This is a genomic window from Serratia sp. TSO36 (genome assembly GCF_057808395.1).
This window is the reverse complement of record NZ_JBJZOU010000012.1, coordinates 288,772-312,104: the sequence shown is the minus strand read 5'-3', so window position 1 is coordinate 312,104 and position 23,333 is coordinate 288,772. Positions and strand designations below refer to the sequence as shown.

General features: G+C 59.2%; 20 protein-coding genes. 13 read left to right on the top strand and 7 right to left on the bottom strand.

Features of this window, described 5'->3' with window-relative positions; all coding sequences use genetic code 11:
* Nucleotides 1–21 precede the first annotated feature (21 nt).
* Nucleotides 22–1,122, top strand: coding sequence for a tRNA 2-thiouridine(34) synthase MnmA (gene mnmA, locus ACK3CV_RS10860; protein ID WP_033638220.1), 1,101 nt, complete (start codon nucleotides 22–24; stop codon nucleotides 1,120–1,122).
* A gap of 48 nt (nucleotides 1,123–1,170) precedes the next feature.
* Here the strand turns inward: mnmA and kup are convergent, their stop codons facing one another.
* Nucleotides 1,171–3,039, bottom strand: a complete 1,869-nt coding sequence (gene kup, locus ACK3CV_RS10855; protein WP_033646371.1) for a low affinity potassium transporter Kup — start codon at nucleotides 3,037–3,039, stop codon at nucleotides 1,171–1,173.
* A gap of 331 nt (nucleotides 3,040–3,370) precedes the next feature.
* Here kup and hflD point away from each other — a divergent pair, with 331 nt between their 5' ends.
* The 3 genes from hflD (at nucleotide 3,371) to ACK3CV_RS10840 (ending at nucleotide 7,256) form a co-directional block, all read left to right on the top strand.
* Nucleotides 3,371–3,997 carry a high frequency lysogenization protein HflD gene (hflD, locus tag ACK3CV_RS10850; protein WP_033638217.1) on the top strand — a complete coding sequence of 209 codons (627 nt, stop codon included), beginning with the start codon at nucleotides 3,371–3,373 and terminating at the stop codon, nucleotides 3,995–3,997.
* A gap of 22 nt (nucleotides 3,998–4,019) precedes the next feature.
* On the top strand, nucleotides 4,020–5,390 hold the full coding sequence (gene purB / locus ACK3CV_RS10845; RefSeq protein WP_164038196.1) for an adenylosuccinate lyase: 1,371 nt from the start codon (nucleotides 4,020–4,022) through the stop codon (nucleotides 5,388–5,390).
* Between the two features lie 390 nt (nucleotides 5,391–5,780).
* On the top strand, nucleotides 5,781–7,256 hold the full coding sequence (locus ACK3CV_RS10840) for a caspase family protein (protein ID WP_164038193.1): 1,476 nt from the start codon (nucleotides 5,781–5,783) through the stop codon (nucleotides 7,254–7,256).
* Nucleotides 7,257–7,532: 276 nt separating this feature from the next.
* Here ACK3CV_RS10840 and ACK3CV_RS10835 read toward each other — a convergent pair whose 3' ends face one another.
* The 3 genes from ACK3CV_RS10835 to pdxR all read right to left on the bottom strand — a co-directional run bounded on the left by ACK3CV_RS10835 (nucleotide 7,533) and on the right by pdxR (nucleotide 10,336).
* A complete protein-coding gene (locus ACK3CV_RS10835) occupies nucleotides 7,533–8,237 on the bottom strand; it encodes a GNAT family N-acetyltransferase (protein ID WP_164141374.1) in 705 nt (234 codons plus the stop codon).
* Between the two features lie 16 nt (nucleotides 8,238–8,253).
* Entirely contained in the window at nucleotides 8,254–8,706 is a 453-nt protein-coding gene (locus tag ACK3CV_RS10830) for a GNAT family N-acetyltransferase (protein ID WP_164038190.1), read from the bottom strand.
* A 115-nt stretch (nucleotides 8,707–8,821) separates the two neighbouring features.
* On the bottom strand, nucleotides 8,822–10,336 hold the full coding sequence (gene pdxR, locus ACK3CV_RS10825; protein ID WP_164038188.1) for a MocR-like pyridoxine biosynthesis transcription factor PdxR: 1,515 nt from the start codon (nucleotides 10,334–10,336) through the stop codon (nucleotides 8,822–8,824).
* 135 nt (nucleotides 10,337–10,471) lie between these two features.
* Here pdxR and ACK3CV_RS10820 point away from each other — a divergent pair, with 135 nt between their 5' ends.
* Nucleotides 10,472–11,236, top strand: a complete 765-nt coding sequence (locus ACK3CV_RS10820; RefSeq protein ID WP_033638208.1) for a GntR family transcriptional regulator — start codon at nucleotides 10,472–10,474, stop codon at nucleotides 11,234–11,236.
* Nucleotides 11,237–11,257: 21 nt separating this feature from the next.
* On the opposite strand, the gene ACK3CV_RS10815 is transcribed toward ACK3CV_RS10820, so the two are convergent.
* Nucleotides 11,258–12,277 carry an ADP-ribosylglycohydrolase family protein gene (locus tag ACK3CV_RS10815; protein WP_033646377.1) on the bottom strand — a complete coding sequence of 340 codons (1,020 nt, stop codon included), beginning with the start codon at nucleotides 12,275–12,277 and terminating at the stop codon, nucleotides 11,258–11,260.
* Nucleotides 12,278–12,657: 380 nt separating this feature from the next.
* On the opposite strand from ACK3CV_RS10815, the gene phoP reads away from it, so the two are divergent.
* From phoP to ACK3CV_RS10800, 3 genes are all read left to right on the top strand, one after another.
* Entirely contained in the window at nucleotides 12,658–13,329 is a 672-nt protein-coding gene (phoP, locus tag ACK3CV_RS10810) for a two-component system response regulator PhoP (protein ID WP_033638204.1), read from the top strand.
* Between the two features lie 5 nt (nucleotides 13,330–13,334).
* Nucleotides 13,335–14,792, top strand: coding sequence for a two-component system sensor histidine kinase PhoQ (gene phoQ, locus ACK3CV_RS10805; RefSeq protein ID WP_033638202.1), 1,458 nt, complete (start codon nucleotides 13,335–13,337; stop codon nucleotides 14,790–14,792).
* 84 nt (nucleotides 14,793–14,876) lie between these two features.
* Nucleotides 14,877–15,998 carry a ribosomal protein uL16 3-hydroxylase gene (locus ACK3CV_RS10800; protein WP_164038185.1) on the top strand — a complete coding sequence of 374 codons (1,122 nt, stop codon included), beginning with the start codon at nucleotides 14,877–14,879 and terminating at the stop codon, nucleotides 15,996–15,998.
* A 40-nt stretch (nucleotides 15,999–16,038) separates the two neighbouring features.
* On the opposite strand, the gene ACK3CV_RS10795 is transcribed toward ACK3CV_RS10800, so the two are convergent.
* Together ACK3CV_RS10795 and pepT are read right to left on the bottom strand one after the other, a co-directional pair.
* Nucleotides 16,039–17,127 (bottom strand): malate/lactate/ureidoglycolate dehydrogenase, encoded by a 1,089-nt coding sequence (locus ACK3CV_RS10795; RefSeq protein ID WP_164038426.1) that lies wholly within the window; start codon nucleotides 17,125–17,127, stop codon nucleotides 16,039–16,041.
* Nucleotides 17,128–17,217: 90 nt separating this feature from the next.
* Nucleotides 17,218–18,447, bottom strand: coding sequence for a peptidase T (gene pepT, locus ACK3CV_RS10790; RefSeq protein ID WP_004941154.1), 1,230 nt, complete (start codon nucleotides 18,445–18,447; stop codon nucleotides 17,218–17,220).
* Nucleotides 18,448–18,504: 57 nt separating this feature from the next.
* On the opposite strand from pepT, the gene ACK3CV_RS10785 reads away from it, so the two are divergent.
* The 5 genes from ACK3CV_RS10785 to ACK3CV_RS10765 all read left to right on the top strand — a co-directional run bounded on the left by ACK3CV_RS10785 (nucleotide 18,505) and on the right by ACK3CV_RS10765 (nucleotide 23,320).
* Nucleotides 18,505–18,777: a hypothetical protein gene (locus ACK3CV_RS10785; protein WP_101456414.1), complete on the top strand. Its 273-nt coding sequence runs from the start codon at nucleotides 18,505–18,507 to the stop codon at nucleotides 18,775–18,777.
* Nucleotides 18,778–18,802: 25 nt separating this feature from the next.
* The gene (gene potA, locus ACK3CV_RS10780) at nucleotides 18,803–19,918 is read left to right on the top strand and encodes a spermidine/putrescine ABC transporter ATP-binding protein PotA (RefSeq protein WP_033638194.1); all 1,116 of its coding nucleotides are present in this window, start codon (nucleotides 18,803–18,805) and stop codon (nucleotides 19,916–19,918) included.
* A complete protein-coding gene (gene potB / locus ACK3CV_RS10775) occupies nucleotides 19,902–20,762 on the top strand; it encodes a spermidine/putrescine ABC transporter permease PotB (protein WP_033646379.1) in 861 nt (286 codons plus the stop codon). The genes potA and potB overlap by 17 nt, the downstream gene beginning before the upstream one ends.
* Nucleotides 20,759–21,541: a spermidine/putrescine ABC transporter permease PotC gene (gene potC, locus ACK3CV_RS10770; protein ID WP_033638190.1), complete on the top strand. Its 783-nt coding sequence runs from the start codon at nucleotides 20,759–20,761 to the stop codon at nucleotides 21,539–21,541. Before potB ends, potC begins: the two co-directional genes overlap by 4 nt.
* Before the next feature lie 219 nt (nucleotides 21,542–21,760).
* On the top strand, nucleotides 21,761–23,320 hold the full coding sequence (locus ACK3CV_RS10765; protein ID WP_164038182.1) for a PTS transporter subunit EIIC: 1,560 nt from the start codon (nucleotides 21,761–21,763) through the stop codon (nucleotides 23,318–23,320).
* The last annotated feature ends 13 nt before the right edge of the window (nucleotides 23,321–23,333 follow it).

The window sequence follows — 23,333 nt, the reverse complement described above, 5'->3', positions numbered from 1 at the left end:
GTTCAAGTTCGTGAGATCCCCATGTCAGACAACAGCCAGAAAAAAGTAATCGTCGGTATGTCCGGCGGCGTCGACTCTTCCGTTACCGCCTATCTGTTACAGCAACAGGGCTATCAGGTCGCTGGGCTGTTCATGAAGAACTGGGAAGAAGACGACGACGAAGAGTACTGCTCCGCCGCGACCGATCTGGCCGACGCGCAAGCGGTCTGCGACAAGCTGGGCATCGAACTGCACACGGTGAACTTTGCGGCGGAATACTGGGACAACGTGTTTGAGCTGTTCCTGGAAGAGTACAAGGCCGGCCGCACGCCGAACCCGGACATCCTGTGCAATAAAGAGATCAAATTCAAAGCCTTCCTGGAGTTCGCCGCCGAAGATCTGGGGGCCGATTTCATCGCCACCGGCCACTACGTGCGCCGCCAGGACGTAGACGGCAAGAGCCGCCTGCTGCGCGGCGTCGACGGCAACAAGGATCAGAGCTACTTCCTCTACACCCTGAGCCACGAGCAGGTGGCGCAAAGCCTGTTCCCGGTCGGCGAGCTGGAGAAGCCGGAGGTGCGCCGCATCGCCGAGCAGCTGGAGCTGGTCACCGCCAAGAAGAAAGATTCTACCGGCATCTGCTTTATCGGCGAGCGCAAGTTCCGCGACTTCCTCGGCCGTTACCTGCCGGCGCAGCCGGGCCCGATCGTCAGCGTTGACGGCCAGACCGTCGGCGAACACCAGGGCCTGATGTATCACACCCTGGGCCAGCGCAAAGGGCTGGGCATTGGCGGCCTGAAAGACAGCAGCGAAGATCCTTGGTACGTGGTGGATAAAGACGTGGCCAACAACGTGCTGGTGGTCGCCCAGGGGCACGATCACCCGCGCCTGATGTCTACCGGTCTTATCGCGCAGCAGCTGCACTGGGTGGATCGCCTGCCGCTGAGCGGCCCGTTCCGCTGCACGGTGAAGACCCGCTATCGCCAGCAGGATATCCCTTGCACCGTGACCCCGCTCGACAGCGAACGCATCGAAGTGCGTTTCGACGAGCCGGTCTCCGCCGTCACCCCCGGCCAGTCGGCGGTGTTCTACCAGGGCGAAATCTGCCTCGGCGGCGGCATCATCGAACAGCGCCTGGCGTAACTGCCCGGCAAAAGAAAAACGCTGCGTTTACCGCAGCGTTTTTTTTATTCAAAATTCCACCTGCGCCCCCAGTTCGATCACCCGATTCGGCGGGATTTCGAACAGATCCGGCGCGCGCAGCGCATTGCGCTGCAACAGCTGGAACACCTTGCCGCGCACGCGCAAATACCAGGGCCGCTTGCCCAGCACCAGCGTATCGCGCGACATAAAGAACGAGGTCTCGTTCATGGTGAAGCTCATCCCCTCCAGCCCGCAGCGGTAAAGGATGTCCGTGACGTTGGGCGTCTCGCGCCAACCGTAGCTCGCCACCACCCGCCAGAAACTCGCCGACAGCTGTTCGATCGCCACCCGCTGCACGTTATGCACGTACGGCATGTCGGTGGTGACGATGGTCAGCAGCACCACGCGCTCATGCAGCACCTTGTTGTGCTTCAGGTTATGCAACAGCACCAGCGGCACCGCGTGCGGCGTGCGCTCCATAAACACCGCGGTGCCCGGCACCCGCTTCGGCGGCGCCTCCTCCAGCGACTCGATCAGCGCGCTCAGCCCCTCCTGGTTGTCGCGCAGCCGGCGGATCAGACGCGAACGCTCGGTCTTCCAGGTCAGCATGATCAGCAGAATCATCAGCCCCAGCACCACCGGCAGCCAGCCGCCGGTCGCCAGCTTGATCAGGTTGGCGCCGAACAGCGGTACGTCGATGCACAGCATGACAACCAGCATCAGCCCGCCCAGCGCGCGCGGCCAGCCCCAGTTTTTCACCGCCACGATACTCAGCAAAATCGACGACAGCAGCATGGTGCCAGTCACCACGATGCCGTAAGCCGAGGCCAGGTTGCTGGAGTGTTTAAAACTGATAATCACGATCAGCACCGCTGCGAACAGCAGCCAGTTCACCACCGGAATGTAGATCTGCCCGGACTCCTGATCGGAGGTATAGATGATGCGCATCGGCGGCAGGTAGCCCAGCCGCACCGCCTGCCGCGTCAGCGAGAATACGCCGGAAATTACCGCCTGCGAGGCGATCACCGTCGCCAGCGTGGCGATCACCAGCAGCGGGATCAGCGCCCAGGTCGGCGCCAGCAGGAAGAACGGGTTGTTGATCGCCGCCGGATTGGTCAGCAGCAGCGCCCCCTGGCCGAAGTAGTTCAGCACCAGCGCCGGCGCCACCAGCGTAAACCACGCCAGGCGGATCGGCTTTTTACCGAAGTGGCCCATATCGGCGTACAGCGCTTCGGCACCGGTGACCGACAGCACCACCATGCCCAGCGCAAAAAACGACACCGTCTTGTATTCGAGGAAGAAATTCACCGCCCAGTAAGGGTTCAGCGCCCGCAGCACGCCAGGGTGCTGCAGAATGCCGCCGATGCCCAGCAGCGCGAGCGTCAGGAACCAGATAACCATCGCCGGGGCGAACAGTTTGCCGACGCTGCCGGTGCCGCGCTTTTGTATCGCGAACAACGCGGTCAGCACCAGCAGCGACAGCGGCACGATAAAGCTGTCCAGTTCGGGGGCGATAATCTGCAGCCCCTCGATGGCCGAAAGCACCGAAATGGCCGGGGTGATCACCCCGTCGCCGTAAAAGAAGCTGCCGCCCACCAGCCCGATCAGCACCGCCGCCGGCACCCAGCGCGCATCCAGCCTGCGGATCGCCAGCGACATCAGCGTCAGAATGCCTCCCTCACCGTCGTTGTCGGCGCGCATCACGAAACAAATGTATTTAATGGACACCACCAGCGTCAGCAGCCAGAAAATCAGCGACAAAAAGCCGTAGATTGAGGCCGGCGTCATGGTGATGCCCTCCTCCGCCGTCAGGCATTCGCGCAGGGTATACAGCGGGCTGGTGCCGATATCGCCGTACACCACGCCGATGGCCGCCAGCGTTACCGCCGGCAGCGGCTGCTTGTTTTTTACGTGCATATGAAGATCTTTATTTGAGGGCTCACGTTGGCAGTATAGATGCAGCCGCCGCACTTTATTTGCCGCCGCAACAATAAGTTCGCGCCGCCGCGCCGGCGATTTTCGCCGCCTGTCTGCGCAGTTCTGCGCCGTACGGCGCCTCCGCCTCGTCTCGGGCGTATTAGACGCTGGGTTTAGCCTCGATTTTGTGGCATGATCCGCGGCATTCGTTGTCATCGTTGTTACAGCCACGCCCGTTCGTTACCGTTCGCGGCCGCCGCCGTTACCCCTGCGATACACACAACCTTATGCAGTAAGCCATGTACCGTTCACAGCGTTTACAGGAGTAATCGTGGCGAAGAATTATTATGACATCACGCTGGCCATGGCGGGTATCAGCCAGTCGGCGCGTTTGGTTCAGCAGCTGGCCCATGAAGGGCAATGCAACCGCGAAGCCTTTCAGACCTCGCTGAAAAGCCTGCTGCAGATGGACCCGCCCTCCACGCTGGCGGTGTTCGGCGGTGAAGAACGCAATTTGATGGTCGGCCTCGAAACCCTGATGGGCGTGCTTAACGCCAACAACAAAGGGCCGGGCGCGGAACTGACCCGCTACACCATCAGCCTGATGGTGCTGGAGCGCAAGCTCAACGCCAACAAACAGGCGATGAACACGCTCGGTGAACGCCTCAGCCAGCTCGAACGCCAGCTGGCGCACTTCGATCTTGAGTCGGACACCATCATCAGCGCGCTGGCCGGCATTTACGTCGACGTGGTCAGCCCGCTCGGGCCGCGCATCCAGGTGACCGGCTCGCCGGCTATCTTGCAGAACCCGCAGGTGCAGGCCAAGGTTCGTGCCACGCTGCTGGCCGGCATTCGCGCCGCCGTGCTGTGGCAACAGGTCGGCGGCAGCCGCCTGCAATTAATGTTTTCCCGTAATCGTCTGTTCAAGCAGGCGCAAAATATCGTTGCTCATTGTTAATCGATCCCAGGAGTTGCTACCGATGGAATTATCCTCACTGACCGCCGTTTCCCCCGTTGATGGACGCTACGGTGATAAAGTCAGCGCACTGCGTCCCATTTTCAGCGAATACGGTCTGCTGAAATTCCGCGTACAGGTTGAAGTACGTTGGCTGCAAAAACTGGCGGCCTGCGCAGAAATCAAGGAAGTTCCCGCTTTTGACGCCGACGCAAACGCTTTCCTCGACAAAATCGTCGCGGAATTCAATGAAGAAGACGCTCAGCGCATCAAAACCATCGAGCGCACCACCAACCACGACGTGAAAGCGGTCGAATATTTCCTGAAGGAAAAAGTGGCGGCGGTGCCTGCGCTGCACGCGGTGTCCGAGTTCATCCACTTCGCCTGCACCTCCGAAGACATCAACAACCTGTCGCATGCGCTGATGCTGCAAAGCGCCCGTCAGGACGTGGTGCTGCCTTACTGGCGCAAGATCATCGACGCGCTGAAAGGGCTGGCGCTGGAATACCGCGATATTCCGCTGCTGTCGCGCACCCACGGGCAGCCGGCGACCCCGTCGACCGTCGGCAAAGAGTTCGCCAACGTGGCTTACCGCATGGAGCGCCAGTACCGCCAGCTGGAGCGCGTGGAGATCATGGGTAAAATCAACGGCGCGGTCGGCAACTACAACGCCCACATCGTCGCTTACCCGGAAGTGGACTGGCATCAGTTCAGCGAAGCGTTCGTGACCTCGCTCGGCATCACCTGGAACCCGTACACCACCCAGATCGAGCCGCATGACTACATCGCCGAGCTGTTCGACTGCGTAGCGCGTTTCAACACCATTCTGATCGACTTCGACCGCGACATCTGGGGCTACATCGCCCTGAACCACTTCAAGCAGAAGACCATCGCCGGCGAAATCGGCTCTTCCACCATGCCGCACAAGGTCAACCCGATCGACTTCGAAAACTCCGAAGGCAACCTGGGCCTGGCCAACGCCGTGCTGGGCCACCTGGCGGGCAAACTGCCGGTGTCCCGCTGGCAGCGCGACCTGACCGATTCCACCGTGCTGCGTAACCTGGGCGTAGGCCTGGGTTATGCGCTGATCGCCTATCAAGCCACCCTGAAAGGCATCAGCAAGCTGGAAGTGAATCAGGCGCACCTGCTGGACGAACTGGATCACAACTGGGAAGTGCTGGCAGAGCCGATCCAGACCGTGATGCGCCGCTACGGCATCGAGAAACCTTACGAGAAGCTGAAAGAGCTGACCCGCGGCAAGCGCGTGGACGCCGCCGGCATGCAGGCATTCATCGATGGCCTGGCGCTGCCGGAAGAAGAGAAAATCCGTCTGAAGGCGATGACCCCGGCCAACTACATCGGCCGTGCCACCACCATGGTCGACGAGCTGAAGTAAGCGCTTTAGCCCGATAGAAGAGGCATACACCTTTCAATTCGTCATTAATAGGTGGTGTTGCCGACCAATCGTTAATAATAAAAAGCACTGGGTATAGAGTCTCAGTGCTTTTTCTATTCCAAGGAGTAATAATTATTTTTTGAACTATAAGCACAAATCATTATTTTACACTCTCATAACTACCCATATTCCAATAAGCCACCTGATTAATTCATTATGAAATAGTTTAAGTGAAAATCAATTATTTCGACATTATTCAACAAAAAATCACATCATGAAAAACAAAAGATATGCAGCACATTCAACCTTTGATACAATTTAACCCCTGTCCAATAACAGCCTACAGAAAATATAAAAATAGTTTAACCTTAGATTAATAGGAGCAATTATATGAAACTGGCAATAGTAATCGGCGTAAGTAATTACATTTTACAGCCTGAATTATCTGCAAGTAAAAATGATGCAAGACTTATAAAGTCCGTATTAAATCTTAGTGAAGAATATACCGACATTCTCTATATTGAAAATGAAACAAACACAAGACAAGTAAAAAGCAAGCTATCAGAATTCATTGCAGAACACTCAGAAAAAGAGGTTGATGAACTACTATTCTACTTTAGTGGCCATGGCTTATTCGATGGATCCGACTTTCATTATATAATGTCTGATTTTGACGCAAGGAAAATAAAAAGCACTTCACTTGAAAACAGTGAGCTAGACATAATGATGAAGTCATTGAATCCAAAACTCACAGTCAAGATTGTCGATGCATGCAACTCTGGCGTCTCATATATAAAAGACCCAACAGCCCTCAGCAAACATATTGATGAATCTAAACTAGGTTTTTCAAAATGCTACTTTATGTTTTCATCAGAAGATGCACAATACTCATTTGCTGATGCACATCTCAGTTTTTTCACTAAGGCTATAGGTGAAGCAGTTGCTTACTCAGCAGATAACTCCATTAGATACAAAGATATTATTGACTACATCTCTGACAAATTCAGTCGAAATGAACACCAATCCCCTGTATTTATCAACCAAGCATCTTTTACTGAAGTTTTCATCAAAACAATAACACAAGAAAACAAAAATGCTATTGAGAAAGCACTATCAGTCATACCAGATAGCATAACAGAGGCAAAGAAACATCCCTTAAAGGAACTAGTTGAAAGAGATGCCGCACGGTATTTTACGGAGGATAAGGCAGTTAAAATATACGAATCAATACCAGAGCTAGTTAAAAAAGAATTCAAATTCAAACTGGAGTCAAAGGATTTATTCAATCTGAAAATTGAAAATTTGAATAGCTACGACGAAGTTCCTAAATTGAGTCTCCTTTCCGAATGGGTTGATAAGAACAATGACGATCTTTTTGTAAAAGCAATAAAAGAGACTAAAGAGAGAAAAGTTAGAAAGCCAAAAAAAAGAATGACTGCCTTAGAGCATTTAAATGTAAAAGTGTGGGGCATAGATGATGATGATAACTACACGTGGACTACTGAATATTACATGTCACCTACCCATATTGAATCATCTCTCGACTGCTCTTTTAAGGTTATATCAATTCTAGCAAAATCAAAATATCCTAATATAAACAGCACAAAGTTATACATCCTACCTTTCCTATCCAAAACCAGGTTGGTAATTCTCTCATGCATTGCATTATATAAACCTTCAGGTTGGGAAAACGAAACACGAGTTGATAGCAATGTAAAATGGACTCCTTATAATATAGAACTAGCATCAGAAGGCAACCTAGTTAATTACTTGCGCACATTAGCCGAGAATTTTGAGAGCGAAACATTAACTCCCGTATTAAAATCATTTAACTTACTTAGTGATAAAAGTGGAGATCAAAAATAATACCCTGGCCGTATAAACTATTTCATCACCTTACATTCCGTGTCGTTGAGCCCCCTCAACGACACTAACCATAGTCTGTTTAAAAGGTGTAGTTACCACTTCTTAACTGTCCACTCAAGATAAAAAATAAAGGTAAAATTTTAATTTCATACAGGAAGCCATAAGCGATATTTAAAAAATTCGCAACAGCTCCATAAAAAAACAACATCCACTCAACCACCTAAATTCAATAGCTCTTTCTACCATAAATTATATTGCTAAGCGCCTTTTTGCTTATCATTCGCCGCGCAACACCTGCAGCCGGGCTATCTGCCGCCCCTGCGCATCGAAGTTGTCCGCACTCAGCCAGCGCGCCAGCGCCTGCCGCACCGTCGGCCAGCGGTCGGCGGTGATGGCGAACCAGTCGGTATCCCGGCTGCGCCCCTTGACGATCACCGCGAAGCGGAAGTTGCCCTCGTAGCGAAAGCCAAAGCGCAGCGCGGCCTGGCGGGACGGCGCGTTATGACTGTCGCACTTCCACTCGCAGCGGCGGTAGCCCAGCGTGTCGAAGGCATAGCGCAGCAGCAGCGCGATGGCCTCGGTGGCGCTGGAGCGCTGTTTCATCAACGGCGACCAGCTGACGTGGCCGATCTCCAGCACCCCGTTGGCTTCGTCGATGCGCATCAGCGCCACCGTGCCCACCGGCGCATCGCTGGCGGCGTCGAACACCGTCAGATTAACCAGCGCCGGGTTGGCCTGCATCGTCTCCAGATGCTGCAACATCGCCGCCGGCGTATCGGGCCGTTCGATGGACAGATAGGTCCAGTCGCGGCCGTCCGGCGCCAGTTGAAACGCCTCGAACAGCGCGGCGTAATCCCGCTGCGGCTCGAGCGGCGCCAGCGAGCAGAAACGCCCGCCGAGCGTCGCGCCGCCGGGGCGGCGAGCCGGCTGCCAATCCGGCATCGGTTCGCCAACCGGCTGACCATAACGATTCATTGCCATAAACGCCCTCCTGCGATTAACGGGAATAAACGATAAACGAGCTTCTTCTGCCGATTTTGTCGTACAGCGAACGCGCCGGCGCGTTGTACTCCTGGGTCATCCAGTAGACCCGATCGCTGCCGCGCATCTCTGCCAAGCGATACGCCTGTTCGAACAGCTTTTCCGACACCTTGTGGCCGCGCGCCTGCGGCGACACATAGAGATCCTCGATATAACAATAGCCGACCGCGCTCCAGGTGGACGGGTGGAACACCAGGTTCATCAGCCCCAGCAGCCGGCCATCGGCATCCTGCGCCACCAGCCCGTACACCTGTTCATCCTGCCCCAGGCGTTCGAAGGTGCGATCGGTCACCTGCGGCGCCACGTCGGCGCGGTAAAAATCGAGATAGCCCTGCCACAGCGCCAGCCATTGCGCTTTGTCGTCGCCATTGATTCTGCGGATAGTCACTTCAGGGTTGTATGGGTTCATAGCGCCTCACGGAGTAAGATGTTATTTCCATTAGGGAAATAACCGGATAGCGGCAGAATACACCGCGCGGCGGCGGCGCAATACGGACCAATGCGAAACGCAGAGCAGACCAATTTTAGCCGTCGCTTGCCACCGGCAGCGCGTTGAACACCTGCGCCAGCGTCGCGATAAAGCGCACGATCTCATCCGGCGTATAGGCCGAGAAGCCGAGCACCAGCGCCCCGCGCTGCGGCGTGCCGGTGTAGAAGTCCGCCAGGCCGTACAGCCGAATCCCCCGTTGGGCGGCCGCCGCCACCAGCCGCCGCTCCGTCGTCGCATCCGCCAACGGGCACACCAGCTGCAGCCCGCCCTGCGGCAACGCCGGGCGCGTCCAGGCCGCCAGGTGACGATGCACCGCGTCGTACAGCACGTCCAACCGCGCCTTGTACAGCGTGCGCATATTGCGCAGATGCTCGGCGTAGCCGCCCTCGTGCAGGAAGTGGAACAGCGTCATCTGCGCCAGCGCCGACGTGTAGCCGTCCTGAAACTGCCTGGCGGCGACCAATGGCCGCACCAACTGCGGCGGCGCAATCATGAAACCGATGCGCAGTCCCGGAAACAGCGTCTTGCTGAAGGTGCCGATGTACAGCGTGCGCCCGCCGCTGTCCAGCCCCTGCAATGCCGCCTTGGTTTGCCGGTCATAGTTGAACTCGGCGTCGTAGTCGTCTTCGATGATCCAGGCCCGCTGCCGCTGCGCCCACTGCAGCAGCGCCAGCCGCCGCTCGAGGCTCAGCGAATACCCAAGCGGGTAGTGATGGGACGGCGTGATGTAAACGCCCCGTCCGCCGCCCGAGGCCTGCATCAACTGCCCGACGTCCAGTCCCTGCTCGTCGATGCCGATCGGCCGCGCCTGCAGCCCCGCCGACTGCACCAGCTTTTTCGCCCCCTGGTAACCCGGCTCTTCGACGAACACCGCATCGCCGGGATCGAACAGCACCTGGGTACACAGCGCCAGCGCCTGCTGTGAGCTGGTCACCACGATCACCTGTTCCGCCGTCGCCTTCACGCCCCGCTCCCGCTGCAGATAGTGCGCGATCTCCGCGCGCAGCTCCGGCAACCCTTGCGGATCGGCATACCCCAACAGCCGCTCGCCGTGCCGCCGTAGCGCCTGCTTTTCCTGCTGCAGCCATTGCTCGATGGGAAACGCCCGCAGGTCCGCCAGCGAAGGCGTCAGCGAAGCCTGGCGGCTGGTGTGCGGCGTATGGCTGACCGCCAGCAGCGCCCGGCCGCGATCGCTCAGCTCGCGCTCCGCCAGCCGCGCCTCTTGCCCCGCCGCCGTCGCCAGCAGTTCACGGCCGAGCAGCGTGTCACAGCGATAACGCACAAAGCTGCCGCGCCCCACCGTTCGGCTGATGAACCCCTCCGCTTCCAGCCGCGCGTAGGTCTGTTCCACCGTGTCGCGCGCCACCGTCAGCCGGGCCGCCAACGCACGGCTCGGCGGCAGCTGCGTCCGCCAGGGCAGTTCTCCGGCGGCGATTAGTTGTAGCAGGGCCTGATGCAGCGCCGAACGCCGGGTCAGGCCTTGCCGCCGCTGCTGCGCGAAGGCGGCCAGGATCGCCGCGTCGTCCGCGTGTCGTGGGGTATTGCTCATGGGGTATTTGTTTCTCCTGGCTCAGGGGCCGACGCACTACTCTACCTCATTTCCTCCCGGCGGCGGCAGTTGCGCTGCCCGGCGAAATCCCCTTAAATAAGCCATCGCATTGCGGCTACAGGACTTCCGTCGGCTATGAGCAAGGAGACCAACCAGCGTCTGCTGGACAAACTGCAGCAGGATCTGGCCAGCGCGGGCGCGATGCCGCTGTATTTGCGCTTCAACGCCTCGGTGCGCCAGGCCATCGAGCAGGGGTTGCTGAATGCGGGGGATTTTTTGCCCAGCGAACGCCTGTTCACCGAGCGGCTCGGCATCTCGCGCATCACGGTGCGCAAGGCGCTGGCCTGCCTCGAGCAGGACGGCATCATCGGCCGTTCGCGCGGCTACGGCACCGTTATCCAACCGCAGCGGCCCGAGCCGAAGCTGTTCTATTCATTGGCGGACGTGAAAGGGTTCTCACGCGAGGTGATACAGCAGGGGCGCCGGCCGGATACGCAGTGGATCAGCCGCGAACGGATACCCGCCGGCGCTGAACTGGCTGAAAAGCTCCAGCTGGCGGCCGGAACGCCGATCTACCAACTCAAACGCATTCACCTGATCGATCGGCGGCCAATGTCGGTGGCGGTGTCCTACGTGGTGGTGACGGCAATTGCCAACGTCGAAGAGATCGGCATCTCGCTGTACGACTACTTCCGGCGCAATAAGGTGGAGATGGGATCGCTGCGCAGCCAGGTCAGCGCGGCGATGGCCGACGACGATATCCGTCAGGCGCTGCGGCTCTCGGAGCCGATGCCGCTGCTGATCGTGCGCCAGACGCTGTTCGACCACCAAAAAAAGCCGATCGAATACAGTGAAAGCTTCTGCCGCAGCGACATGTACGAATTTACCAGCGAAAGCTGACCCGTTGCGTCACGCGGCGGCTTACGCCTCGCCCTGCCGGCGGCGGCGAAAACGCGCGAACGCCTGAACGTAAGCCCCGATATCCAGCGGATTCACCCGTTTTAACTCCGCCAGCAGCCCCGGCTCAATCGCCTCGGCGCCGTGCAGCGCACCGCAAATCGCGGTGGCCATCGCGCCGATGGTGTCGGTATCGCCGCCCAGGTTAGCGCACAGCACGGCGCACCGGGTAGGATCGGTTTGCGCCAGTTGCACCATCGCCAGCGCTGCGGGCACCGACTCGATGGTGCTCACCCCGGCGCCGATCAGCTGATACACCCGCTCGGAGGCCTGCTCGGTGCCGGTGGCTTCATCCACCACCTGAAACGCCAGTTCGATGCGCGCCGCCAGCGAAGGGCTGAACGTCGTCTCCTGCCGGCGCTGGGCATACTCCGCCACCCCCGGCAACGCCAGGCGAATGGAGGCCCAGTCAGCCCCTTCCACCGCCCGCGCCACGGCCCAGGCGATCGCCACCGCACCGGCGACGGCGATGTCGGATTTGTGCGTCGGGCTGCAGGCCAGCCACACCTGCCGGCAGAAATCCTCCAGCGGCGCGGAAGGCAGCACGCAGCCCAAAGGCGAAATGCGCATCGCCGCACCGTTGGTGATGCCGTTGTTTTCCAACTCGGCGATCGGCGTGCCCGCTTTTTGCTCGCTCAGCGCCAGTTTGGAACTGGGGCCGAGAATGTTCTTGTTGAAAGCGTCAAAACCGTCCACCCAGCGGATCACGTTGCGGGCGATCAGCTCCGGCACCACCTCGCCTTGCGCCTCCACCAGCGCATCGGCCAACGCCAATGCCATCGCGGTATCGTCGGTATATTGCCCGGCCTTGAAATAACAGGCGGCGGTGTTCTCCGCCGGCCCGTCGAGAAAGCCCTCTATCCAGCCGAAGTGGCGCTTAACCCGCTCGCGCGGCCACAGCTCGGAAGGCATGCCGAGTGCGTCGCCCAGCATCTGTCCGTAAAGTGCGCCCGCTATGCGTTCCGCCTGGGTTAACTGCTTCATCCGTCGCTCCTGAGAAAATGTGCCGATGCCTCAATAATACCTTATTAGTACCTTTAAAGCTTATCAAGCGCCCCGGCTCACACGTTCTTTCCGCGGGCAATGCCCGGCGCGTTTAAGTTGCGTTTAACGTCGCCCCGCCGCTGTTTATCCGACGTTTATCAGAACTTGTCGATAATGTCGGCGAACAAATTGATAACGCTTATTTTAATACATTGCTTCGGCTCTCTTGCGAGCCGGGCGGGTTATACCTACCATAGCCTCAGCACTTTTTGTCAACATGGTTCAGGTGGCCGCGTTATCCCCTGACACGCCGCAGAGCGTGTTCCCTTTTTATCGCGTGGGTGACAGGACGTTCACCCGCATAGTCACAGGAGTTCGCCATGCGAGTACTGGTTGTTGAAGATAATGGTCTGCTGCGCCACCACCTTTCCGTTCAGATGCGCGAGATGGGCCATCAGGTCGACGCGGCCGAAGACGCCAAGGAAGCCGATTACTTCCTGCAGGAGCACGCGCCGGATATCGCCATCGTCGATCTCGGCCTGCCGGGTGAAGACGGTCTGAGCCTGATCCGCCGCTGGCGCGCGCACCAGGCCAAGCTGCCGATCCTGGTGCTGACCGCCCGCGAAAGCTGGCAGGACAAAGTGGCGGTGCTGGAAGCCGGCGCCGACGACTATGTCACCAAGCCGTTCCACCTGGAAGAAGTGATCGCCCGCATGCAGGCGCTGATGCGCCGCAACAGCGGCCTGGCTTCGCAGGTGATCGTGCTGCCGCCGTTCCAGATCGATCTGTCGCGCCGCGAGCTGAGCGTCAACGATCGGCAAATCAAGCTGACCGCCTTTGAATACACCATCATCGAAACCCTGATCCGCAACGCCGGCAAGGTGGTGAGCAAGGATTCGTTGATGCTGCAGCTCTACCCGGACGCCGAGCTGCGCGAAAGCCACACCATCGACGTGCTGATGGGCCGCTTGCGTAAAAAAGTGCAGGCGGAATACCCGCATGAAGTGATCACCACGGTACGTGGCCAGGGCTATCGTTTTGACGCGAAGTGAACATAATGTTCAACAAGAATAAAAAACCGTTTTCGCTGCGTGCCCGCTTCCTGATGGCGACCGCCGGGGTGATCCTGGCGCTGTCGCTCTCTTACGGTTTGGTGGCGGTCGTCGGCTATATCGTCAGCTTCGACAAAACCGCCTTCCGCCTGCTGCGCGGCGAGAGCAACCTGTTCTTCAGCCTGGCGCAGTGGAAAGACAACAAGCTCACCATCGCCATTCCCCCCGATATCGATCTCAACTTCCCGACGCTGGTATTTATCTACGACGATAAAGGCAACCTGCTGTGGAGCCAGCGCAAGGTGCCGGAGCTGGAGAAGCTGATCAACAAGGAATGGCTGGAGGAGTCCGGCTTTTACGAAATCGACACCGACACCCGCGTCAGTAGCGAAGTGCTGGGGGACAACCCCAAAGCGCAGGATCAGCTGAAGAATTACGACGATACCGATCAGAACGCGCTGACCCACTCGGTGGCGGTCAATACCTATGCCGCCACGCCTCGCCTGCCGGCGCTGACCATCGTGGTGGTCGACAGCATTCCGCAGGAGCTGCAGCGATCTGACGTGGTGTGGGAGTGGTTCAGCTACGTGCTGTTGGCCAACCTGCTGCTGGTGGTGCCGCTGCTGTGGCTGGCGGCCTACTGGAGCCTGCGGCCGATCAAGGCGCTGGTCAATCAGGTGGGCGAGCTGGAGAACGGCGAACGCGATCAGCTGGATGAGAACCCGCCCAGCGAGCTGCGCGGGCTGGTGCGTAATCTGAACATTCTGGTGCGCAACGAACGCCAGCGCTACACCAAGTACCGCACTACCCTGTCGGATTTGACCCACAGCCTGAAAACGCCGCTGGCGGTGCTGCAAAGCACCCTGCGCTCGCTGCGCAGCGGCAAACAGACCACCATCGAAGAAGCCGAGCCGATCATGCTGGATCAGATCGGGCGCATCTCGCAGCAAATCGGTTACTACCTGCACCGAGCCAGCATCAACTCCGGCCAGACGGTGCTGACGCGCGAGATCCATTCGGTGCCGGCGCTGCTCGACAGCCTGGTGGTGGCGCTGAATAAGGTTTATCAGCGCAAAGGTGTGGTGATCACGCTGGACATCTCGCCGGAAGTGACCTTTATGGGCGAGAAAAACGACTTTATGGAAGTGATGGGCAACGTGTTGGAAAACGCCTGCAAATACTGCCTGGAGTTCGTGGAGATCACCTCGCTGCACTCCGAGAAAAACCTCACCATCGTTATCGACGACGACGGCCCGGGGATCCCGGAAAGCAAGCGCCAGCTGATCTTCCAGCGCGGCCAGCGGGTGGATACCCTGCGCCCCGGCCAGGGCCTGGGCCTGTCGGTGGCGGCGGAGATCATCGAGCAGTACGACGGCGAAATCGTCATCAGCGACAGCCCGCTCGGCGGCGCGCGCATGCAGGTCACCTTCGCCCGCCAGCACGACACCCACCACAACGAGTAAATTATGCCTCTGCGGCCCCGATCCACGGGGCCAAACTTCCGTTATAATCGCACTCAGGCTCACTCCTCTCTCCTGGAATAGAACATGGATTATCAATTAGACCTGGACTGGAACGATTTTTTGCAACGTTATTGGCAAAAGCGTCCGGTGATTCTGAAGCGCGGCTTCAAAAACTTTATCGATCCGATCTCCCCGGATGAGCTGGCCGGGCTGGCGATGGAAAACGAAGTGGACAGCCGCCTGGTCAGCCACCAGGACGGCCGTTGGCAGGTCGCGCACGGCCCCTTCGAGAGCTTCGATCACCTGAGCGAAAACAACTGGTCGCTGTTGGTGCAGGCGGTGGACCACTGGCATGAGCCTTCCGCGGCGCTGATGCGCCCGTTCCGCCAGTTACCGGACTGGCGGATGGATGACCTGATGATCTCCTTCTCGGTACCGGGCGGCGGCGTCGGCCCGCATCTCGATCAGTACGACGTGTTTATCATTCAGGGCACCGGCCGCCGCCGCTGGCGCGTCGGGGAAAAAACGCCGCTGAAACAGCACTGCCCGCACCCGGATCTCCTGCAGGTGGAGCCGTTCGACGCCATCATCGACGAAGAGATGGAGCCGGGCGACATTCTCTACATTCCGCCGGGCTTCCCGCATGAAGGCTACGCGCTGGAAAACGCGCTCAACTATTCGGTGGGCTTCCGCGCGCCGAACGGCCGCGAGCTGGTGAGCGGCTTCGCCGACTACGTGCTGGCGCGCGAGCTGGGCAGCAAACGCTACGGCGATCCGGACGTTAAACTGCGCGAACACTCGGCGGAGATCCTGCCGCAGGAAGTGGACGCCTTACGGCAGATGATGCTGGATCTGGTGCAACAGCCGGAACACTTCCAGCACTGGTTCGGCGAGTTTATCTCCCAGTCGCGCCACGAGCTGGATCTGGCGCCGCCGGAGCCGCCGTATCAGGCCGGGGAAATCTACGAGCTGCTGCAGCAGGGTGAAGCGCTGCAGCGCCTGGGCGGGTTGCGCGTGCTGCGCGTCGGCGATCGCTGCTTCGTCAACGGCGAGCTGATCGACACCGACCAGTTGCAGGCCGCAGACGCCCTGTGCCAGCACTTCAGCGTCGACGCCGCCCTGCTCGGCGACGCGGTGGACGACCCGTCGTTCCTGGCTCTGCTGACCGCACTGGTCAACAGCGGCTATTGGTACTTTAACGACTGATTGCCTTCACGCGAACAAGCCACCCTACGGGGTGGCTTTTTTATGCCTGGCGCGCCTGTGCGCGGTAATCCGCCAGTTCCCCCGCCGCCATGCCCGCCTGTTCCGCCGCCGCGCAAATCTGCCACCAGGTATTGGCGTCAATCGGGATGCCCTGCTCCAGCCGCACCGCGCGGTTGGCCTCTTCCCACTCTCCCGGCACCGCGATCGGCTGTTCGCCGCTCGGCGGCGAAGCCTTCACCCAGCCGATAAACGCTTCGGCCTCGGCCTGCATTTGCGGCGCGTCAAAGGCCTGAGGATCGAGGATCAGGGTCGTCATGCAGTTGAAGATGGCGTCGCTGTCGGCTTTCAGCGTGGCGGCGTGGGTGGTGCGGCCGCCGGAGAGCGCGCCGCCGAGGATTTCGCACATCGCCGCCAGCGCGTAGCCTTTGTGCAAGCCGAACGGCAGCAGCGAACCGAACGGCGCTTCGTGCATCACCTTCGGTTCGGTGGTGGACTGCCCACGTTCGTCGATCAGATAGCCCGGCGCCACCGACAGCCCTTTGTTATAGGCCACCCGGGTTTTGCCGAAGGCGATACCGCTGGTGGCGAAATCCAACAGCAGCGGCGTGCGGCCCGGCCGCGGGAAAATGGCGCAGAACGGGTTAGTGCCGAAGCGGCGATCGCTGCCGCCGAACGGTGCCACCATCGGATCGCCCACCACGTTGACGAAGTGAATCGAGATGAAACCGGCGCGGGCACACTGCTCCGCCCAATGGCCGATGCGGCCGATATGGTGTGCGTTGTGCAGCGCCACCGCCGCCAGCCCCAGCTTACCGGCGCGTTCAATGCCCAGCGCCATTGCTTCGCTGGCCACCACCTGACCGAAACCGCGCGCACCGTCGAGCGTCAGCACCGCGCCGGCGTCGCGCACCACTTCGGCGTGCTGATTGAGCTGCAATTGCCCCTGCGCCAACGACGCCATGTAGCTGGGGATCATGCCGACGCCGTGCGAGTCGTGCCCGGCCAGATTGGCCTGCACCAGATGATCGGCCACCAGCTCGGCTTCGCGCGCCGTACTGCCGGCCCGGCGCCAAATCGCCTGAACGAACTGCGCCAAATGCGGGCTGGCGATACGGTATTCGGTGCTCATCATGCGGTCCTTATGCGTGGGGAATGTGCTTCCACACTATGAGCAACGCCTTGTTGCGGCAAGCGATTATGATAATCGCAAGCGTCCCGTTTACCGCGCCCGCTCGGCGGCCAGCGCTGCGATGCGCATGATCACCGCCACCGCTTGTTCCATGCCTTCCAGCGTCACGAACTCGTGCTTGCCGTGGTAGTTGTAGCCGCCGGTGAACAGGTTCGGGCACGGCAGGCCGCGGAACGACAGCTGCGCGCCGTCGGTGCCGCCGCGGATCGGCTTCATCACCGGTTCGATGTCGCAGTCGCGCATCGCCTGCTGCGCCAGCGCAATCACGTGTGGGTGCTCCGCCACCTGTTCGCGCATGTTGTAATAGCTGTCTTCGATGCTCACTTCGATATAGCAATCGCGCGGCAGGCCTTTGCCGACCTCACGGGCGATGTCCACCATCTTGCGCTTGCGCGCCTCGAACCCTTCGCGCTCGAAGTCGCGCAGGATATAGTGCATTTCGGCGCGCTCTACGCTGCCCTTGATGCTGCTGAGGTGATAAAAGCCCTGGTAGCCTTCGGTGGTCTCCGGCGCTTCGTCCGCCGGCAGCGCCTGATGAATGCGGGTGGCCAGCGACAGCGCGTTGACCATCACGCCCTTGGCGCTGCCGGGGTGCACGCTGTTGCCGAGGATTTTGATCGTCACCGAGGCGGCGTTGAAATTCTCGCACTCCAGCTCGCCGACCCCGCCGCCGTCCACGGTATAAGCCCATTCGGCATTGAAGGCCGCCACGTCGAACAGCTGCGCCCCCTTGCCTACCTCCTCGTCCGGGGTGAAGGCTACGCGGATGTCGCCATGCGGGATTTTGCGCGCGCGCAGGCGCACCATGGCGGTGAGGATCTCGGCGATGCCGGCCTTGTCGTCGGCGCCCAGCAGCGTTTTGCCGTCGGTGGTGATCAGGGTTTGCCCCAGCATCTGGTGCAGGATCGGGAACATCACCGGCGACAGCACTTCATCACCGATGCCGAGCGCGATGTCGCCGCCGCGATAGTTCTCGACGATCTGCGGATTGACGTGTTTGCCGCTGAAATCCGGCGAGGTATCCAGATGGGCGATAAAACCGACCGCCGGCACCGGCCAGGCGACGTTGCCCGGCCAGGTGCCCATCACGCAGCCGTGTTCGCTGAGCGACACCCGCTCGAAGCCGAGCGCGATCATTTCCTGCTGCAATGCGCGCGCCAGCTTCAACTGCCCGTCGGTGCTCGGCACATGCTTTACGTTCGCTTTGGACTGGGTGTCGAAAGAGACGTAGTTGAAAAAGCGGTCAAGTAATTTGTCCATGGTAGCGGCCCCTCAGAATATCGCGTTTCATTATGCGGAACCGATCAGGATCAAATATTGCGTCAGGTCATTTTTAACCAGAATTCGCCAATATCATTAATCTTTGTGATGATTTCTGAGGGAAATAACACTGTCATCACAGGGTCATTTGTCGCTATCATGATGAAAAACGCGGCATCTGGGCCGGATCGGCTTTCAATTCCGGCATTCAGCGTCTATCATGCGCGCTCGAAAAATTTCCATTGGCGCAACTGGTTTGAGCTTCATTTGATCAGCGGGCATCCCGCAAGCTCCGGCAGTCTTTTCCAGTTGCGGTTCTATCTGCATTAGCCCACGGGATAGAGTAATACGATAAATGACTGAGACATCCTCTCGAGCACCCCTTGTTGAACTGCATGCCCTGAGCAAAGCGTTCGATGGCAAAACCATCATTGCCGATCTCGAACTGACGATTAACCACGGCGAATTCCTCACCATTCTCGGCCCCTCCGGCTGTGGCAAAACCACGGTGCTACGCCTGATCGCCGGTCTGGAAGACGCCGATTTGGGCCGCATCGTGCTCGACGGCCAGGACATCACCGCCATTCCGGCCGAGCATCGCCACGTCAACACCGTGTTTCAGAGCTATGCGCTGTTTCCGCACATGTCGGTGTTCGACAACGTCGCCTTCGGCCTGCGCATGCAAAAGGTGCCGGCGGCGGAACTGACGCCGCGCGTCGAAGAGGCGCTGCGCATGGTGCAGCTGGATACCTTCGCCCAGCGGCGGCCGGGCCAGCTCTCCGGCGGCCAACAGCAGCGCGTGGCCATCGCCCGCGCGGTGGTCAACAAGCCGAAGGTGCTGCTGCTGGACGAATCGCTGTCGGCGCTGGACTATAAGCTGCGCAAACAGATGCAGAACGAGCTGAAGGCGCTGCAGCGCAAGCTGGGCATCACCTTCGTGTTCGTCACCCACGATCAGGAAGAAGCGCTGACCATGTCGGATCGCATCGTGGTGATGCGCGAAGGCCGCATCGAGCAGGACGGCACGCCGCGTGAGATCTACGAAGAGCCGAAGAACCTGTTCGTCGCCAGCTTTATCGGCGAGATCAACATCTTCGACGCGGTGGTTCTGCAGCGCCTCGATCCGCAGCGGGTGCGCGCCAACGTCGAAGGCCGCGAGTGCGACATCTACGCCGATCTGCCGGTGGAGCCGGGCCAAAAGCTGAAGGTGCTGCTGCGCCCGGAAGATCTACGGGTGGAAGAAGTGAACGACAGCGCGCAGCACGACGGGCTGATCGGCTACGTGCGCGAGCGCAACTACAAAGGCATGACGCTGGAATCGGTGGTCGAGCTGGAGAGCGGCAAAACGGTGATGGTCAGCGAGTTCTTCAACGAAGACGATCCGGACGTCGATCACTCGCTCAATCAGAAGATGGCGGTGACCTGGGTTGAAAGCTGGGAGGTGGTGCTGGCCGATGAAGAAATCGCGTAAAGTCTTCCAGAATGTGGTGATCGTCGGCGTCGTCGCCTGGCTGTTGCTGTTCGTGTTCATGCCGAACCTGATGATCATCGCCACCAGCTTCCTGACCCGCGACGACGCCAATCTGGTGCAGATGGTGTTCACGCTGGACAACTACCGGCGCTTGTTCGATCCGTTGTATGCCCAGGTGCTGCTGCACTCGCTGAACATGGCGCTGATCGCCACCCTGTGCTGCCTGGCGATCGGCTATCCGTTCGCCTTTATCCTGGCGCGGTTGCCGCAGAAGGTGCGGCCGCTGCTGCTGTTTCTGCTGATCGTGCCCTTCTGGACCAATTCGCTGATCCGCATCTACGGCCTGAAGCTGTTTCTCAGCACCCGCGGCTATCTCAACGACGCGCTGCTGTGGATCGGCGTCATCGACAAGCCGCTGCGCATCATGTACACCTCGGAAGCGGTGATCCTCGGCCTGGTGTATATCCTGCTGCCGTTTATGGTGATGCCGCTCTACTCCAGCATCGAAAAGCTCGATAAGTCCTGCCTGGAGGCGGCGCGCGATCTCGGCGCCGGCAAGCTGCAGACCTTTATCCGCATCATCGTGCCGCTGACCATGCCGGGCATTATCGCCGGCTGCCTGCTGGTGGTGCTGCCGGCGATGGGGCTGTTCTTCGTCGCCGATCTGATGGGCGGCGCCAAGAATCTGCTGATCGGCAACGTGATTAAAAGCCAGTTCCTCAATATCCGCGACTGGCCGTTCGGCGCGGCCACCAGCATCTGCCTGACGCTGGTGATGGGGCTGTTGCTGCTGGTCTATTACCGGGCCGCCCGCCTGCTGAACAAGAAGGAGGATCTGGCATGATCGGACGTCTGCTGCGCGGCGGCTTTATGGCGCTGGTATACGCCTATCTGTATATCCCGATCGTCATCCTGATCGTCAACTCCTTCAACGCCTCGCGCTTCGGCATCAGTTGGCAAGGAGCCACCACCCAGTGGTACAGCACGCTGCTCAACAACGACAGCCTGCTGCAGGCCGCGGGCCATTCGCTGACCATGGCGGTGCTCTCCGCCACCTTCGCCACGCTGATCGGCTCGCTGACCGCGGTGGCGCTGTACCGCTACCGCTTCCGCGGCAAGCCGTTCGTCGGCGGCATGCTGTTCGTGGTGATGATGTCGCCGGACATCGTGATGGCCATCTCGCTGCTGGTGCTGTTCATGCTGCTGGGCATTTCGCTCGGCTTCTGGTCGCTGCTGTTCTCGCACATCACCTTCTGCCTGCCGTTCGTGGTGGTGACCGTCTACGCGCGCCTGAAAGGCTTCGACGTGAAGATGCTGGAGGCCGCGCGCGATCTCGGCGCAAGCGAGTTCACCATCCTGCGCAAGATCATCCTGCCGCTGGCGATGCCGGCGGTGGCGGCCGGTTGGCTGCTGAGCTTCACCCTGTCGATGGACGACGTGGTCGTCTCCTCCTTCGTTACCGGCCCGAGCTACGAGATCTTGCCGCTGAAGATCTATTCGATGGTGAAAGTCGGCGTCTCGCCGGAGGTCAACGCGCTGGCCACCATTTTGCTGCTGCTGTCGCTGGTGCTGGTGATCGCCAGCCAGTGGGTGATGCGCGATCGCGCGCCCAAGGCCGAATAATCCTCCCCGCCGGGCGCTGCGGCGCCCGGTTGTGATCCCCTTCACAACCGGCACCGGTTGTCACTCCCTGACCATTGGTGCCTATTTCCGCCCCGCCGATTGCAGCGGCGAAAACTTCCCCCTATAACTGAATCCAGGCAAGGTGCCTTATTTTTTTCTCGCTTCCAGGGAGTTTATTCAGCAACGTCGTCATCCATTAAAATATAAAAAGGAACTGCCATGAAAGGTATTATCGATAATATCTTAAGCAAGCTGCAGCTTTTCTCCAAAGCCATGATGGGGCCGATATTTTTCCTGCCGGTGATCGGTCTGATTCTGGCGCTCAGTTCTATTCTCACCAATGCCACACTTATCAATGAACATTCCGCCGTGTTCTCTATCGGTAAAATGATCGGCGATACCTTCTGGCCGTTATTCGGCAATCTCGGGCTGATTTTCTGCATCGGCATTACCTACGGCCTGGCCAAAGACAAAAAAAGCGAAGCGGCGCTGGTTGCGGTGATGTGCTTTATCATGTTCCTCGGCGCCAATTCGTCTTATCTGCAACTCAGCGGCCACGTCGCGGCCAAGATCAACGGCGAATATTACGGCACCGGGCAGACTGAACTGCTGGGCTTTACCGTGGTGGATATGGGCATTTTTCTCGGTCTTATCCTCGGTGTCACCATCGCCTGGGTGCACAACCGCCTGTGCAACGTCGAGCTCAACGGCGTGTTCTCGGTCTACGGCGGCGCCAAACTGGTGCTGATCGCCATGACGCCGATCATCATGCTGTACGCCGTCGCCTTCAGCTACCTGTGGCCGGCCATCTCACAGGGCCTGATCGCGCTGACCGGCTTTATGAAAAGCTCCGGCTCGATCGGGGTTTTCGTCTACGGCTTCTTCGAAAAATTCCTCATCCCCACCGGGCTGCACCACTTTATCTGGTCGCCGTTCCAGCTCACCAGTATCGGCGGTTCGATCGTGCAGGACGGCCAGACCGTCTCCGGCTCGCAGGCGATTTTCCTGGCCTATATGCGCGACCCGAGCATCTCGCCGCTAATGAACGAAGCGCTGCGCTTCTCGCAGCAAGGGATGGTGACCATCTTCGGCCTGTCGGGCGCGGCATTGGCTTTCTATCACACCGCCAAACCGGAAAAGAAAATGCTGGCCAAGGCAATTCTGATCCCGGCCATCACCACCTCGATCCTGGTCGGCATCACCGAGCCGATAGAGTTCACCTTCCTGTTTATCTCTCCGTTGCTGTGGGTGATCCACGCCGTGTTGACCGCGCTGTCGCAGGTGGCCTGCAACCTGTTCCAGGTGCGCCCCTGGGGCGCCAGCGGGCTGGTCGAGTTCCTGGCCTACAACCTGCCGCTGCCGGTCTCCCTCACCCGCTGGCCGCTGTATGTGGTCATCGGCCTGGTGCAGTTTGCGGTGTATTACCTGGTGTTCAAAACGCTGGTGCTGAAGCTCAATCTGAAGACGCCGGGCCGCGAAGATGATCAGGACGTCAAACTCTATTCCAAACAGGATTACCGGAACCGCAAAAATACCCCGGACGAACTGAGCGGCATCATTATTCGCGCGCTGGGCGGCAAGGAAAACATTATTTCCGTCGACAACTGCTTCACCCGGCTGCGGGTGGAATTAAAGGATATGGCGCGGGTGGATGAAGCCGCGTTGAAAAGCACCGGCGCCAAAGGCGTGGTGAAGAATCGCCGTGAAGTGCAGGTGATTTACGGCGTCACGGTCGGCAAGGTCAAAAATCAGGTAGAGAAATATTTGGCGGCACTCTAACGCTTTATTAATG

Coding starts and splice junctions, on each gene's coding strand:
- mnmA (WP_033638220.1), top strand. CDS start 22: ATGTCAGACAACAGCCAGAAAAAAGTAATCGTCGGTATGTCCGGCGGC.
- phoQ (WP_033638202.1), top strand. CDS start 13,335: ATGTTCAACAAGAATAAAAAACCGTTTTCGCTGCGTGCCCGCTTCCTG.
- pdxR (WP_164038188.1), bottom strand. CDS start 10,336: ATGAGCAATACCCCACGACACGCGGACGACGCGGCGATCCTGGCCGCC.
- ACK3CV_RS10830 (WP_164038190.1), bottom strand. CDS start 8,706: ATGAACCCATACAACCCTGAAGTGACTATCCGCAGAATCAATGGCGAC.
- purB (WP_164038196.1), top strand. CDS start 4,020: ATGGAATTATCCTCACTGACCGCCGTTTCCCCCGTTGATGGACGCTAC.
- ACK3CV_RS10765 (WP_164038182.1), top strand. CDS start 21,761: ATGAAAGGTATTATCGATAATATCTTAAGCAAGCTGCAGCTTTTCTCC.
- ACK3CV_RS10800 (WP_164038185.1), top strand. CDS start 14,877: ATGGATTATCAATTAGACCTGGACTGGAACGATTTTTTGCAACGTTAT.
- potA (WP_033638194.1), top strand. CDS start 18,803: ATGACTGAGACATCCTCTCGAGCACCCCTTGTTGAACTGCATGCCCTG.
- ACK3CV_RS10840 (WP_164038193.1), top strand. CDS start 5,781: ATGAAACTGGCAATAGTAATCGGCGTAAGTAATTACATTTTACAGCCT.
- pepT (WP_004941154.1), bottom strand. CDS start 18,447: ATGGACAAATTACTTGACCGCTTTTTCAACTACGTCTCTTTCGACACC.
- kup (WP_033646371.1), bottom strand. CDS start 3,039: ATGCACGTAAAAAACAAGCAGCCGCTGCCGGCGGTAACGCTGGCGGCC.
- ACK3CV_RS10820 (WP_033638208.1), top strand. CDS start 10,472: ATGAGCAAGGAGACCAACCAGCGTCTGCTGGACAAACTGCAGCAGGAT.
- potB (WP_033646379.1), top strand. CDS start 19,902: ATGAAGAAATCGCGTAAAGTCTTCCAGAATGTGGTGATCGTCGGCGTC.
- ACK3CV_RS10795 (WP_164038426.1), bottom strand. CDS start 17,127: ATGAGCACCGAATACCGTATCGCCAGCCCGCATTTGGCGCAGTTCGTT.
- phoP (WP_033638204.1), top strand. CDS start 12,658: ATGCGAGTACTGGTTGTTGAAGATAATGGTCTGCTGCGCCACCACCTT.
- ACK3CV_RS10835 (WP_164141374.1), bottom strand. CDS start 8,237: ATGGCAATGAATCGTTATGGTCAGCCGGTTGGCGAACCGATGCCGGAT.
- ACK3CV_RS10815 (WP_033646377.1), bottom strand. CDS start 12,277: ATGAAGCAGTTAACCCAGGCGGAACGCATAGCGGGCGCACTTTACGGA.
- potC (WP_033638190.1), top strand. CDS start 20,759: ATGATCGGACGTCTGCTGCGCGGCGGCTTTATGGCGCTGGTATACGCC.